Here is a 14,451-nt window from a genome sequence, read left to right as displayed (position 1 = left end):
GATCGGCGTCACCCCGAGGGCGCTTCGGCGCCTGAGGGAGCGAACCGTGAGGTTCACCCGGCCGTGTTCGTCCTCGACCGCCACGGCCACCCGCTTGACCCCTGCCACCCCGCCCGCGCCCGCCGCCTGCCGGCAGCTGGGCGGGCGGTCGTGGCCCGTCACACCCCGTTCGTCATCCGCCTCAAAGACCGGTCGGCTGCCGACTCCGCCGTGACAGGCGTACAGGTCGGTATCGACCCCGGCTCCAAGCACACCGGCCTGGCCGTGTTCACCGACCGCGACGGGAGCCGGACAGGGAGGTACTCAATCCGGCTCGACCACCGAGGCGGAACGATCCGCGACAGGCTCGCCTCGCGGGCCGCACTGCGCCGGGGACGCCGAGGGCGGAACCTGCGCTACCGTGCCCCCCGGTTTCTCAACCGCACCAGGCCGAGGGGTGGCTGGCACCGTCGTTGCAACACCGCGTCGACACCACCATGTCGCAGGTGGTGCGGCTGGCCCGGTGGGCGCCCGTGGCCGCCGTCCACGTGGAGAAGGTCTCCTTCGACACTTACGCCCTGTCGGCCGGGCGACCGCTCGAAGGAGCGGAGTACCAGCGGGGCACTCTCGCCGGGTACGAGGTCCGCGAATACCTGCTGGCCAAGTGGGGGCGCACCTGCGCCTACTGCGGCGCGAGCGGCGTACCGCTCAACCTTGACCACATCCACCCCCGCAGCCGGGGCGGCTCCGACCGGATCAGCAACCTCACCCTGGCCTGCGTCCGGTGTAACCAGACCAAGGACGCCACCCCCGTGCAGGAGTTCCTGAAAACCAGACCCGCACTCCTGGCGAAGATCCTCAAGCAGGCGAAAGCACCGCTGCGCGACGCCGCCGCCGTCAACACCACCCGCTGGGCACTGTGGCAGGCGCTGGAGGCCACCGGCCTACCCGTGGCAGGCGCCTCCGGCGGGTGCACCAAATGGAACCGCTCCCGCACCGGCGCGCCGAAGTCCCACACGTTGGACGCGCTGCACGTCGGCTCGCTCGACACCGTGACCACCTGGCCGTCCACCGTGCTCGTGGTCAAGGCGACCGGGCGCGGCACCTACTGCCGTACCCGCACCGACCGCTACGGCTTCCCCCGGCTACGACTCCCCCGGACCAAGCACGTCAAGGGGTTCGCCACCGGCGACCTGGTCCGCGCGACCGTCCCGACCGGCAAGAAGGCCGGAGTTCACACCGGACGGGTCGCGGTCCGCTCCACCGGAAAATTCAACATCACCACCCGGCACGGCACCGTGCAGGGAATCGGCCACCGCCACGTCCGCCTGCTCCAGCGAGCCGACGGCTACGGCTACACCACCCACCCGGAAACACGGCACCGTGCCGCGTTTCCTCCCCCGCCTGAAGGCGGGGGGCTCCACGCTGAAGGCATCGGATGACCTCGGTGCCACGGCCGGTTCCGGCGGGACCTCGGCGCCGCGCCCGCCGGGCCGAACGGCGGATCGAACCGCGTCACCCGCGGGATCAGCGGTCGACGGCCGTGGCGCCGCCGTCGACGACCAGGTGGGTGCCGGTGATGAAGGACGCCTCGTCGCTCAGCAGGAACCGTACGGCCGCGGCGACCTCCCCGGGACGGCCGAGACGGTGGAAGAGGGACTTGCGTTTGAAGGACTCCATGAAGCTCTGGTCGCCGCCGGTGGCTTTGACGAGCATGGGGGTGTCGATGTAGCCGGGGCAGACGGCGTTGATCCGGATCGGCGCCAGTTCGTGGGCCATGGAGCGGGTCAGGCCGAGCATGCCCGCCTTGGAAGAGCAGTAGGCCGGGATGAACGCCTGCCCGACCAGGCCCTCGACCGAGGAGATGCCGACGACCGCGGAGCCCTCCTGCTTGCGCAGGTCCGGAAGCAGGGCCTTGACCAGCAGGGCGTGGGCGCGCAGGTTGACGTTGAGCACCGCGTCCCAGGCCGCCTCGGTCAGCTCGCCGACGCCCAGGGGGGCCGCGATCCCGGCCGCGTGCACGAGGCCGCCGATCGCCCCCAGGGCGTCGCGGCTGGTGGCGACCGCGGCGGGAAAGGACGAGGCGTCGGTGACGTCGACGGTGACGGAGATCGCCGGGGCGCCGTTCATGGCGACGAAGGAGGCGGTCTCCTTGGCGCCCGTCTCGTCGAGATCCCAGATCGCGACCGGGCGCCCGGCCTCGGCGAGCGCGAGCGCGCAGGCCCTGCCGATCCCTGACGCTCCGCCGGTGACGATGACTCCGGTGCCGGTCATGGCCTGCCTCCTCGACTGGTGGTGAGCTTAACGTTAGTTTTGTGCCCAACTGGTCGCTAGGTAAGGCAGCAGGGGAGGCGGCGCGATGCGTGAACTGTCAGGCAAGGTCGCGGTTGTCACAGGGGCGGGCAGCGGGATAGGCCGGGCGCTCGCGCTGGGCCTGGCAGCGGAGGGGATGGCCCTCATGCTCGCCGACATCGATCCGGGCCCTCTCGCGGAGACCGCCTCGCTGGTGGAGGGGGCCAAGGTCATCACCGAGATCACCGACGTCTCCGACCAGGCGGCCGTGCAGCACCTCGCCGACCGGACCTTCGGCGAACTGGGCGCGGTCCACGTACTGTGCAACAACGCGGGGGTCTTCCAGGGCGGTCAGATGTGGACGAGAAGGCCCGAGGACTTCGCCTGGCTGCTCGGGGTGAACCTCTGGGGTGTGCTCCACGGGATCCGGGCCTTCGTCCCTCGCATGATCGCCCAGGACACCGAGGGTCACATCCTCAACACCGTCTCGGTGGCGGGGCTGTTCGCCGCGCCGTTCTCCGGCGCCTACTCGGTCTCGAAGTACGCCGCGTTCGCCGCCTCGCTGTCTCTCGCCCAGGACCTCGCGGTAGCCGGTTCCAAGCTCCGGGTGACCGCGCTCTGCCCGGGCGGGGTGCGGACCGGCATCAACCGCTCGGAACGGGTCCGGCCGGAGAATCTCGCGGTCGCCAGGCCCACCGAGGACGAGGCGGCCTCCGTCGGGATCATCGACGGCCTGGTGGAACGGGGCATCGACCCCGAACAGGTGGCGCTCGCCGCGGTGGCGGCCATCCGCGAGGAGCGTTTCCTGGTCTTCACCCATCCCGGCTACGCGGCGGGCCTGCGCGACCAGACCGAGGCCCTGCTCGCGGGGAAACTGCCCCCGTTTCCCATCCACGAGTAGCGCGCTGACGGGCGCCGATAGACTGGGAGCACCGCTCTGTTCCTTTTGGGGGTCTTGGTGTCTGAGTTCGACACGGTCCTGGTCGTCGATTTCGGCGCGCAGTACGCGCAGCTGATCGCGCGAAGGGTGCGTGAATGCCACGTCTACTCCGAGATCGTCCCGTCGACGATGCCGGTGGCGGAGATGATGGCCAAGAAGCCCAAGGCCATCATCCTGTCCGGCGGTCCCTCGTCGGTGTACGCCGAGGGCGCCCCGGCCGCGCCCGAGGGCCTGTTCGACACCGGTGTGCCGACCTTCGGCATCTGCTACGGCTTCCAGGTCATGGCCCAGGAGCTGGGCGGAGAGGTGGCCAGGACCGGCACCGCCGAGTACGGCGGCACCCACCTGGAGGTGAGCGACCAGGGCGTGCTCTTCGCGGGGCTGCCCGCGAAGCAGTCGGTCTGGATGTCCCACGGGGACAGCGTCTCCGCCGCCCCCGAGGGCTTCACGGTCACCGCCGCGACCGCCGAGACGCCTGTCGCCGCCTTCGAGAACCCCGAACTGGGCCTGTACGGCGTCCAGTTCCACCCCGAGGTCCTGCACTCCGAGCACGGCCAGGCGGTGCTGAAGCACTTCCTGGACGCTGCGGGCTGCCGCCCCTCCTGGACGATGCTCAACATCGTCGAGGACGCGGTCGAGGCGATCCGCGCCCAGATCGGCCCCGAGGGCCGCGCCATCTGCGGGCTTTCCGGCGGCGTCGACTCCGCGGTGGCCGCCGCCATGGTCCAGCGGGCCATCGGTGACCGCCTGACCTGTGTCTTCGTCGACCACGGGCTGCTGCGCAAGGGGGAGGCCGAGCAGGTCGAGCGCGACTTCGTGGCCGTCACCGGGGTCAAGCTCCGGGTGGCCGACGCCCAGGAGCGCTTCCTGAAGGCGCTCGAAGGGGTCACCGACCCCGAGGAGAAGCGCAAGATCATCGGGCGCGAGTTCATCAGGGTCTTCGAGGACGAGCAGCGCGCCATCATCGCCGACGGCCCCGTCGACTTCCTCGTCCAGGGCACCCTCTACCCCGACGTGGTCGAGTCGGGCGGCGGCACCGGCACCGCCAACATCAAGTCCCACCACAACGTCGGAGGCCTCCCCGACGATCTTCAGTTCTCGCTGGTGGAGCCGCTCCGCGCGCTGTTCAAGGACGAGGTCCGCCGGGCCGGCGAGGAGCTGGGCCTGCCCGCCACCATGGTCTGGCGCCAGCCGTTCCCCGGCCCGGGGCTGGGCATCCGCATCGTCGGCGCGGTCAGCCGCGAGCGCCTGGAGATCCTCCGCGAGGCGGACGCCATCGCCCGCGAGGAGCTCTCCCGCGCAGGTCTCGACCGGGAGATCTGGCAGTGCCCGGTCGTGCTGCTCGCCGACGTCCGCTCGGTGGGCGTCCAGGGCGACGGCCGCACCTACGGCCACCCGATCGTGCTGCGCCCGGTCTCCAGCGAGGACGCCATGACCGCTGACTGGTCCCGCGTCCCCTACGACGTGCTCGCCCGCATCTCCACCCGCATCACCAACGAGGTCCGTGAGGTCAACAGGGTGGTGCTGGACGTGACCAGCAAGCCCCCGGGCACCATCGAGTGGGAGTAGGCGCTCTCGCCGGAACGTGGTCGATCGGCGGGCCGGTGTCCCCGGCCCGGAAGGCGCAGGTCTCGGCCTTCCCACGGTCGGGGACACGCACGGGACGGTCGTCACGGGCCCACCGCCACGCCGTACGGGTTGCTGCCGACCTTGATGGTCGTGACGACCTTGAAGGTTCTCGGGTCGATGACCGCGAGGGTGCCCGCCCCTTGCTGCGTGACGTAGACCGCGCCGGGAGTGACCGCCACGTTGAACGGGTCGGTGCCCGGAGGCCCCACGGAAACCGTCGCCGAGACGCGGTGGCTACGGGTGTCGATCATGGATACCTGGCCGGGTCCGAGAGCGGTGACGTAGGCCGACCGGCCGTCCGGTCCGAGCGCCACGTCGAAAGGGCCCTCGCCGACCGGCACGGTAGCCGTGATCGTGCCGGTACGGGTTCCGACGACCGAGACGCTCGCCGCCACCTCGTCGGCGACGTAGACCGACCGGCCGTCCGGGGTGACGGCGACGCCCACCGGGGAGCGGCCTGCGGGAAGGACCCGGGTGGTCCGACGCGTACGGGTGTCGATGACCGACACGCTGCCCGATCCGGCGTTGGCGACGTAGGCCTCGGCGCCGTCGTGACTGACGGTCACGCTCACCGGGGAGATCCCGACCGGGACGGACGCGGTCACCCGGTTGGTCCGGGTGTCGAGCACCGAGACGCTGTTCGAACCGCCGTTGGCCACGTAGAGGAACCCGCCGTCCGGACTCAGCTCGACACCGCTGGGGGCCTTCCCGACCGGTACGGTGGCGACGATCTTTCTGGTCCGGGTGTCGAGCACCGAGACCTCGGCCGATCCGTTGTCGGCGATGTAGGCGTGCCTGCCGTCCGGGGCGACCGCGATGCCTTCGGGCGCGGTACCGGCCGGCACGGTCGCGATGACCTTGTTCGTTCGGGCGTCGATCACGGAGACCGTGTTGTCGAGCTGGTTGGTGACGTACACGTGGCCACCGGCGCCCGGGAGGACGACCGCGGGGGGCGCCGCGGCCGGACCGGCCGGCGCGGCGGGCAGGCCGGAGGCCGGCAGGAGCCCGAGGCCGGCCCCCAGCACCGTCCCGAGTGCCCTTCTTCGCCGCCGACCGGCGGTGCCGGCCCGGACTCGCCGGAGGAAACGCATCTTGCCTCCCGTGCGCATCGCAAAGGTTCGGTCTGTGGCCCGGACCGCCTCTCGCCGGAGGTGGCGATCAGGTCAGGAGTCCACGGGCGTAGTAGTCCCGGTCGTCGCGCACGCCCGGAGGGGCGAAGAAGTAGCCCCCGCCCCGCGGGCTGATGAACGGCACCAGTGCCTCGCCCTCCAGCCGGGTCTGCATGGTGATGTAGGTGTTCAGCTCGCGCTGGAAGCAGCAGAACGCATGCCCCAGGTCAAGGCCGCCGTGTACGCCGAGAGTCTGGTTGTAGTCGTAGCTGCGACGCAGGATGGTGCTGGTCGCCGCGGTCTGCGGGGTCTGCGGATTGGCCAGGCGGACATGCGAGTTCAGCGGGGTGATCAGCCCCTGCGGGTCGTTGGTGTAGACGGGATCGAGGAGGTCGGAGGCGTTCTCGGACAAGGCGTACATCGGGGCGCCGCTGGCCTTGCGGCGGCCGAAGATCCGCTCCTGTTGGGCAAGGGGCAGCTTCTGCCAGGCTTCGAGGTTGAACCGGACGATGCGCAGCACCTGGTAGGTACCGCCCGCCGCCCAGGCGGGTTCGGCGGTGTGCGGCTGCACCCAGACCAGCCGGTCCATCTGGGCGGTGTTCGTGGTGTCCGGGTTGGCGATGCCGTCCTTGAAACCGAACCAGTCCCGCGGCGTACCGGCGGGGCGCGGCGGATTGCGCTGGCAGTCGATACGCCAGCGCGGCTTCATCACGCCGTCGGTGTGGGCAAGGATGTCGAGCAGCGCGTGCACCGTCGTGTCGCGGTGATCGGCGCACATCTGTACCAGCACGTCGCCCTGGGACAGCCCGGGGTCCAGGTCGTCGTGACGGAAGGGCTGCATGGTGATGAGCTGGATCGGCTTGCGCGCGCCCAGTCCGTAGCGGCCGTCGAAGAGGGTCGCGCCGAGGGCGACGGTGATGGTGAGGTTGTCCGGCACGATCCTGGGTCCCAGGATGTCGTTGTCCGGTGGCGGTGACCCCGGGGGCGCCTTCGGTGGCGTGCCGCCGGTGGTGAGGAGGCGGGCCCGCGCGGTCAGCGTGCGGAACAACTCGATGAGTTCTCCGCGGTCGGCGGCGGTCACGTCGAAGGAGGCGAAGCTCCCGACCGGCTGTGGAGGATCGGCGATGCCCGCCTGGTGGTAGCCGTGGAACGGAATCGCACCCGTGCTCGCGTTGCCGCCCGCCGACCTGTCGGCGAGGGGCGCGTCGCTGCCCGGTGGGCTTCTGTCCGCCGCTCCGACGAGGCCGGTGACGAGTGTGCCTTGAAGAAACGACCGCCGCCCAAAGGCACCTGCCGGACATTCTCCGCTGGGCCGGCTGTTTTCTGGGGGACGGGGTTTCTCATCGGTCATGGTTTCTCTCCCGGAGCGAACCCGGTGGTGCCTTGCCGGTGCCGTGGCTTGATTTCCCCGGGCCGACCGGGGCGAGCGATTGCCACTGTTGGCGGTGATTTCCAAGCAGTGTCTGGGCTGCGGCCATAGGTAATCGGACAAAGATCCTAATATCGCAATATAATGGACGCCCGGTCCGGTGAATACTTGATTCGCGCGCCATCGGCCGACTTTGGCGCATCCTTTACGGAGCGTTACAAACCACTACCTCTTGGTAGTCGGAGCGATGCCGGCCTCCGTCCACCGGGGACGGTTACCGCTGATGGCGGGGTTTCACGGGGTGCCGAACGGTAAGTTGGGGCGGGTGTCCTCCTCCACCCTGACCGGCGCAGGCTCCACCAAGACTTCCGTCCCCCGCCTGGCGTGGCTCGACGCGCTGCGTGGGATCGGCGCGGTCGCCGTGTTGCTGGAGCACATGCTGCCCTGGTTCATGCCCGCCCTGCGGCCGTACTGGTTCAACCTCGGGATGTACGGCGTCCTGGTGTTCTTCCTGGTCAGCGGGTACATCATCCCGGTTTCGCTGGAGCGGCGCGGTGATGTGCGGGCCTTCTGGATCAGCCGCGTGTTCCGGCTCTACCCGATCTACCTGCTGGTCGCGGTGGGAGTCCTGGTCATGGCGATCTGGATGCCCGTCCGCGAGCAGGTGCCCAGGGACCTGGCCTCGGTGTCCGCGCACGCCACGATGCTGCTGGACGTGGTGCACCTGGGCGGCCTGGCCGACACCATGTGGACGCTCTCGTACGAGATGGTCTTCTACCTGATCGTCACCGCGCTGTTCGTCGGCGGGGTGCACCGCGCGAGCGGTGCCTTCGCCATCGGCTTCGGGGCGGTCGCGGTCGTGGCGGGGCTGGTGTTGACGGGGCCGCTGCTGAAGGGCTCCGGGCCCGCGTACGTGTCCGGCGTGCTGTTCTTCGCGGGCCTGGCCTGCCTGATCGGCGGACGGTTCACGAAGATCGCCGCATATGTCCTCGGTGCGATGGCCGTGGTGCTGCTGATCTTCTCCGGTTTCGTCCCGTGGCTGGGGGCGGCGATTCTCGCGGTGATGTTCGCCGGGACCGCGATCCGCCGCTGGGAGCACGGGGAGGGAGCCCTCTGGCCGGTGGCGGCCGCGACGGTGTTCGTGGCGCTGGCCCCGGTCTGGTCGGAGCAGGCCGGCTGGTGGTGGGTGCAGCCGGGGCCGTGGTTCGTCACCATGGCGCTGGCCGGGGCGTCGTTCGCGGGCGCGATGGCCCTGCGCGAGCGCCGGCTGCCCAGGTTCCTCGTCTGGCTGGGGCTGGTCAGCTACTCGGTCTACCTGCTGCATCACCCGCTGCTGCGGATCGCGCACGCCGTTGTCGGGGACGTGCGGGCCGCGGGGCCTGTGGTGCAGCTCTCCCTGTCCGCGGCGTTCGTGCTGGTGGTGCTCGGCCTGAGCCTGCTCACCCACCGCTACGTGGAGCTTCCCATGCAGCGGCTGGGCAGGCGGCTGGCTCGGCGGCGGTCCGCGGACGAGATCACCGAGAGGACGCCCTCAGCTGAGATGGCCAAGAGGGCGTCCTCGGGTGAGGCGGCTCAGCTGCCGTCCGCGGGTGACTCCGCCCAGTCGCCCGGGTCGCCGGTGGGCGACTCGGAGGTCAGGTCCTCGTTCTTCTCGGAGCCGACGGGGTAGACCTCTCCGGCCTTTGTGGCCTTGGCACCGCGCAGCGAGGAGACCGCCACCACGTGGTAGCCCTGCTTCTGCAGCGCGGTCAGCAGCTTCGGCATCACCTTGACCGTCTGCTCGACCCAGTCGTGCATGAGGATGACCCCGTCACGCTTGGCGTTCTTGAGCACCTCGTCGTAGATGGCCTTCTCGTTCTTGGTCGCCCAGTCGCGGGAGCCGCCGTTCCACAGGACGATCGGCATGCCCATCTCGGTGGCGATCGCCGTGACCCGCTGGTCGAACTCGCCGTAGGGCGGCCGGATCGTCGTCGGGTACTTCCCGGTGGACTTCTTGACGATGTCCTGGGTCTTGGTCAGCTCTTCGCGGATCTTGTCCTCGGACAGCTCCCGCAGGTGCGGGTGGCTGTAGCTGTGGTTGCCGATGTCGTGGCCCTCGGCGACCATCCGCTTGGCGAACGCGGGGCGGGACTTCACGTACTGACCCTCAAGGAAGAACGTCGCCTTGGAGTTGTACTTCTTGAAGGTGTCGAGCAGCTTGTCGGCGTACTTGCCGGGGCCGTCGTCGAAGGTCAGCGCGATGCACTTGACCTTCGCGCAGTCCACCGGCACGGGCTTGGGGGCGGGCTTGGCCTTGTCCGCCGACTTGGCCGTTGTTTTTGGTTGTTCCGCACTCCACGCGGCGGTCGGGGTGGCGATCATGGCCAGCGCACAGGATGTGGCCAGCAACATTCGGACAGGAGACTTCATGAGGGGATCTCCGGGTCAAATCGACGTCGGTCGAGTGGGCATCCTATCGAGGTGCCTGATGGCTCCTGGGGCTGAAGCGTCACAATGTCCTGTGAAAGCCCATGTGTTCCGGTGACCGCGCCACGGTGCGCGCCCTACCGAAAACTTGACGTTTCCCCAGGTCATGGCTGTGTATAGCGGCATGGACGCGCCCCGCTGCTGCCTGATGATGGGCAACGCCCCCTGCCGGAAAACGCTGGGGAGAGCATGACGATCGCTACGGTGGGGCCGCCCTCGGTCGAGAGGGAGCGGGGCGATGTTCGCGACACCCGCGACCGGTGGTTCACGCTCGCCTGCTACGCGACCGGCCAGCTCGTGCTGCTCGGCTGGTGGCTCGCCTTCCACCCCGGGCTGATGAGCCCGGACTCCGTCACCTACGTCGCGCACGTCACGACGGGCCCCTGGGTGGCCGGCCAGTCGGTCGCCTATGACGCCCTGCTCGGCCTCTCGCTGAGGGTGACCGGCGACCTGTCCCCGGTCACCCTCGCGCAGACGGCGGCGATGGCCGCCGCGCTGGCCCACCTCGCGGGCGCGCTCAGGTCGCTGGGCGTGCGCGGGCGCGGGCTGCTCGCGGCGCTGGGATGCGCGGTGCTGTCACCGCCGCTCGGCGCCTTCACGGTGACGATGTGGAAGGACGTGCCGTTCACGGTGTGCGCGGTGCTGGCCGCGGGCACCGCCGTACGGCTCGCGACCGGGCCCGCCGCGGTACGGCGCGCGGCTGGGAGCGGGACGCGGGGCACGCTCAGGAACAGGGTGCTCAAGGGCGGGTGGACCTGGGATCCGCGGCTGGCCGCCCTCGGTGCCGAACTCGCCGGGCTGGGGTTGTTCAGGAACAACGGCTTCCTCGTCGCGCTGATCGCCGCGATCCTGCTGCTCCCGCTGCTGCCCGCGGCCCGCCGCCCGCTGGCGACGGTGGCCGCGGCGGCGGTGGCGGCGCCGCTGCTGTTGCTGGGCGCCGGCTACCCGGCGATGGGCATCGCGCCGCCGTCCCGCTCGTTCGCCTACCAGACGGTGTTCGGCGATCTCGCCGTGGCGTACGGGGAGCGCCCCCGGCTCTTCGACCGCGAGCAGCGGGCGCTCCTCGCCACGATCGCCCCGCTGCACGCCTGGCGGCGGGGCGCGACCTGTCAGACCATGGCGCGCGTCTTCTTCGACCCCGCCTTCAGCCACTCGCGGGCCGAGCAGCGGATCTCCGACGTGCTGGAACTCTGGCGCGGGCTGCTGGTCCGCGCGCCCGGTGTGATGCTGAGCGCCCGGATCTGCCGTGCCGCGCTCGCCTGGCAGGTCGGTTCGACCTCGGGCGAGCCGGGCGGCGAGCTCTATCGCTTCTCGCTGCGCGATCCCCGGCTCCCCGACGGCTGGGCGGGCACCCCGGCGGCCTCGGCGATGCGGCAGCGGCCGTTCTCCGCCGGTCTGCGGGCCGCCGGGCTGTCCGCGCTGGACGCGAGCACGGTCAGGCAGCTTGAGTGGCTGCTCTGGCGGGCGCCCTTCTGGTGCTACCTCGGTTACGCGGCGGCCGCGCTCGCGTGGCGGCGGACCGGGAGCGGGGCGGCGCTCGCGGGGGCGGCCGTGGTCGCGGGGCAGCAGCTCGGCGTGATCCTCACCAACACCGCGCCGGACTTCCGGTTCATGGTGGCGCCGATCTTCATCGGTGTCCTGTTCGTGCCGCTCCTGCTGCGGGAGGTACGAACCCTGCCGCCCCGGCGATGAGCGCCCGCGTCAGCGGTCGATCTCGTCGAACAGCGCCTCCCAGCGGTCCAGGACACGGGGCAGCCGGTAGGCCCTCATCCGTTCCCTGCCTCTGGCCCCCATCCGCCGGCGCAGCTCGGCGTCGGACATGAGGCGCTCCAGGGCGGCGGCGAAGCTCCCCGCGTTCCCCGGTTCGGCCAGCACGCCGTTGTCACCGTCCGAGACCAGGGTCCTGACCCCGGCCGAGGCGTCGCAGGCCACGGCGGGCAGCCCGCAGGCCGCGCCCTCGGCGAGGACCAGCCCCCACCCCTCGAAGTCGCTGCTCAGAGTGACGATGGAGGCGTCGAGGTACTCGGCCTCGACGTTCTCGACCCGCCCGCGGAAGACGATCCGGCCGCCGAGTCCGGTCTCGGCGGCCTGCGCCTCCAGCGCCGCCCTGAGCGGCCCGTCGCCGATGATGTGCAGCTCCCACGGTTCGGCGACGGCGGGGGCCGCGGCGGCGAAGGCGTCGATCAGCAGGTCGATCCGCTTCACCCTGACCAGCCGTCCCGCCGAGACGATCCGCGGGTTGCGCAGCGCGGCGGCCTGCTCGGGAAAGACGCTGACCGGGTTCAGCATGGTCCCGCAGTTGGCGAGCCGGTGGTTGGTGAAGGACGCGGCGTAGTCGTCGCAGAGGAAGAGCGCCTTGTCGAGGGGCGCGTAGTGCTTCTTGATCAACCGAAGGTTCGGGGAGTCCACGGCCTCGGCGTACGACTGGTGGTACTGGCCGATCTTGGCGATGTGCGGCATGGGCAGGTCGGCGACCCAGTGGGCGGCCCAGGGTGAGGCGATGACCATATAGCCGCCGTCGATCCGGTCCGTCAGCCGGAGCAGCCGCTGCCTGGCGGTGGCGATCTCCTCCGGGGTCCGCCGCGCCTTCGCCCTGCGCCACGGGAGCGAGCGGGGGGCGGCCTCGGGGGCGGGTGTGTCGTACAGCGTGGCGTGCCGGTAGACCGGGTCGGCGAAGTAGGTCTGCGGCTGCCTGGAGGGGTTGATACTGACCAGGGTCACCCGGTGCCCGCGGGTGGCGAGGCCCTGGGCCAGGGTGTGGATGACCCGCTGGGACCCGCCCATCGAGTCGCCGTCGGTGCTGAGGAAGATGACGTTTCGCGCTCTCATCGCACGACCTCCGGGAAGAAGGCGTCCACGACCTTGCCGCTCGCCTGCCCGTCGTCGAGGCCGCACCAGCGGTCGCGGAACTCCGCGTAGCGCCGCCCGTACCGCTCGGTGATCTCACCGAGCTCCTCCAGCGCGGCGGCGAGCTCGCCCGGGTCGCGCAGCAGCGGCCCGGGGGCGACCTCGGCCAGGTCGAAGCAGACCCCCCGCTGGGCGGAGGCGTAGCGCTCGTGGTCGTCGACGTAGTAGAGGATCGGCCGGCCGAGGCAGGCATAGTCGAACATGATCGAGGAGTAGTCCGTCACCAGCGCGTCGGAGGCCAGCATCAGGTCGTTGACCTCGGGATACGCCGAGGCGTCCCGGGCCAGCCAGCCGAGCGGGTCGGGCACCGTGAAGCGGTCGTAGGGGTGGGCACGGACGAGGACCACCCAGTCCGGGCGGAGCGTGGCGGCGAGGGCCGGCAGGTCGATCCGGAGTGATTCGCCGCTGAAACGCCCGTTGTCGCGGTACGTGGGCGCGTAGAGGACCACCCGTTTTCCGGCCGGGATCTCGAAGAACTCCCTGACCCGCCGCGCCCGCTCGCGTTGCGTCGGTTCGGCGTGCCGCACCAGCACGTCGGTACGCGGGTAGCCGGCGTGCAACAGCTCGCCCTTGAAGCCGCTGGCCTCGGCGAAGTCCCGGCGGAAGTCGCGGCCCGGGGTGAGCAGCATGTCCCAGCGCGCCACCGCCTCGGTGTACTTCCTGGCCAGGGCGGGCTGCGTCCGGTGGCGGGGCTCGTCCAGCCCCATCTTCTTGAACACCTGGCCGTGCCAGGTCTGCAGGTAGCGGGTGCCCTTGCGCTTGCGGTAGCAGTAGGGGAGGTTGTGGCTGTCCACCCAGTAGCCGGCGCGCGCCAGGGTCCAGGCGTAGCGGAAGGTGTCGCGCTGGACGAGGTCGACGTCCTCGGGAAAGCGCTCGGGGACGCCCGCGTGGGACCAGACCGCGCGCAGGCCGCCCGCGCGTCGCTGCAGCTCCTCGTAGACGTAGCGCGGGTTGCCGGTGTAGCCGCTCCCCTCGGCGGACTCGAAGAGCACCAGGCGGCGGTTGACCGGCACCGTCGCGCTGACCAGCCGGTAGAAGCGGCCCAGGTTGCGGGGGGTGGCCAGGTCGGACAGCAGGTGCCGGCAGAGCTCCGCCATGCTCGGCAGGCGTCGTGTGGGCACGTGGCCGAGCCTGCGCGCCACGAGCCGGAACGGGATGTCGGCGGACGCCTCCAGGACCAGGCGGCCCGTGCCCACCGTGCCCACGGAGGTGAACGACAGGCCGGGGGACGCCAGCAGGGGCCTGGCGTTGCGGCGCTCACCCTCGTGGAGCCAGATCGTGACCGCCTGTGGCCTGACGGCGTTGTCCGGCCAGTCCAGCTCGGGCAGGGAGATCGACACCGTCGCCTCCAGGATGCCCGTCCCCTCGGGGATCTGGGTGCCCTCCGCCTCCTCCGGGTCCCACTGCCCTTCCAGCCCCCGCCGCTTTCGCGCTCCCTCAGGCGGCTCGGTCACGACGGGTGCCGGCTCGAAGGGGATCGAGGCGATCGTCTTCTTCCTGCCGCCGATGTGCAGCCAGGCGGTCAGTGAGCGGCCGTCGAGTACCCGGCCGGGGTCGTAGGTCCGCAGACGCAACCGGACCTCGTCCCTGGACGCCTGCAGGTCGACGAGCTCGTGCCGGAGCAGCGCGCCGGCCAGTGGTTGCTCCGCCAGGTGCAACTCGGTGACGTCCAGCTCGCTCCTGCCCTGCTCGCTCAGCGGGAGCGTCGCCCCCCAGAACACCCGCCCGCCTGCCGCGGTGACCGCCCGGGGCGGCACCGA

Annotated in this window: 10 protein-coding genes and 1 pseudogene; 5 read left to right on the top strand and 6 right to left on the bottom strand. The window is 70.9% G+C overall.

Translation table 11 applies throughout. The features are described 5' to 3' along the window. The first annotated feature begins 63 nt into the window (after window positions 1-63). Window positions 64-1,421 (top strand): annotated as a pseudogene (gene iscB / locus ABT130_RS44740) (RNA-guided endonuclease IscB). An 85-nt stretch (window positions 1,422-1,506) separates the two neighbouring features. Here iscB and ABT130_RS44735 read toward each other — a convergent pair. After that, a complete protein-coding gene (locus ABT130_RS44735) occupies window positions 1,507-2,253 on the bottom strand; it encodes an SDR family NAD(P)-dependent oxidoreductase (protein WP_350911492.1) in 747 nt (248 codons plus the stop codon). A gap of 85 nt (window positions 2,254-2,338) precedes the next feature. On the opposite strand from ABT130_RS44735, the gene ABT130_RS44730 reads away from it, so the two are divergent. Together ABT130_RS44730 and guaA are read left to right on the top strand one after the other, a co-directional pair. Then, complete coding sequence (locus ABT130_RS44730; RefSeq protein ID WP_350911494.1) at window positions 2,339-3,172, top strand: SDR family NAD(P)-dependent oxidoreductase; 834 nt, start codon at window positions 2,339-2,341, stop codon at window positions 3,170-3,172. Between the two features lie 36 nt (window positions 3,173-3,208). After that, a complete protein-coding gene (gene guaA, locus ABT130_RS44725) occupies window positions 3,209-4,780 on the top strand; it encodes a glutamine-hydrolyzing GMP synthase (RefSeq protein ID WP_451935412.1) in 1,572 nt (523 codons plus the stop codon). Window positions 4,781-4,881: 101 nt separating this feature from the next. Here guaA and ABT130_RS44720 read toward each other — a convergent pair whose 3' ends face one another. Continuing rightward, window positions 4,882-5,931, bottom strand: a complete 1,050-nt coding sequence (locus ABT130_RS44720; protein ID WP_350966088.1) for a YVTN family beta-propeller repeat protein — start codon at window positions 5,929-5,931, stop codon at window positions 4,882-4,884. 67 nt (window positions 5,932-5,998) lie between these two features. Then, complete coding sequence (locus ABT130_RS44715) at window positions 5,999-7,300, bottom strand: Dyp-type peroxidase (RefSeq protein ID WP_350966087.1); 1,302 nt, start codon at window positions 7,298-7,300, stop codon at window positions 5,999-6,001. Between the two features lie 343 nt (window positions 7,301-7,643). Between ABT130_RS44715 and ABT130_RS44710 the strand changes: the two genes are divergently transcribed. Continuing rightward, window positions 7,644-8,987 (top strand): acyltransferase family protein, encoded by a 1,344-nt coding sequence (locus tag ABT130_RS44710; protein ID WP_350966086.1) that lies wholly within the window; start codon window positions 7,644-7,646, stop codon window positions 8,985-8,987. Here ABT130_RS44710 and ABT130_RS44705 read toward each other — a convergent pair. Continuing rightward, window positions 8,891-9,709, bottom strand: coding sequence for a polysaccharide deacetylase family protein (locus ABT130_RS44705; RefSeq protein WP_350966085.1), 819 nt, complete (start codon window positions 9,707-9,709; stop codon window positions 8,891-8,893). The genes ABT130_RS44710 and ABT130_RS44705 overlap by 97 nt on opposite strands. 264 nt (window positions 9,710-9,973) lie before the next feature. Between ABT130_RS44705 and ABT130_RS44700 the strand changes: the two genes are divergently transcribed. Continuing rightward, on the top strand, window positions 9,974-11,476 hold the full coding sequence (locus ABT130_RS44700) for a hypothetical protein (protein WP_350966084.1): 1,503 nt from the start codon (window positions 9,974-9,976) through the stop codon (window positions 11,474-11,476). A gap of 9 nt (window positions 11,477-11,485) precedes the next feature. Here ABT130_RS44700 and ABT130_RS44695 read toward each other — a convergent pair whose 3' ends face one another. Then, a complete protein-coding gene (locus ABT130_RS44695) occupies window positions 11,486-12,613 on the bottom strand; it encodes a glycosyltransferase (protein WP_350966083.1) in 1,128 nt (375 codons plus the stop codon). Then, window positions 12,610-14,451: CDP-glycerol glycerophosphotransferase family protein (locus ABT130_RS44690; RefSeq protein WP_350966082.1), on the bottom strand; the 1,842-nt coding region annotated here is incomplete at its 5' end. The genes ABT130_RS44695 and ABT130_RS44690, both read right to left, overlap by 4 nt.

Source organism: Streptosporangium sp. NPDC001681, from assembly GCF_040298085.1.
Taxonomy (GTDB): domain Bacteria; phylum Actinomycetota; class Actinomycetes; order Streptosporangiales; family Streptosporangiaceae; genus Streptosporangium.
This window is presented reverse-complemented; position numbering and strand designations above follow the sequence as displayed.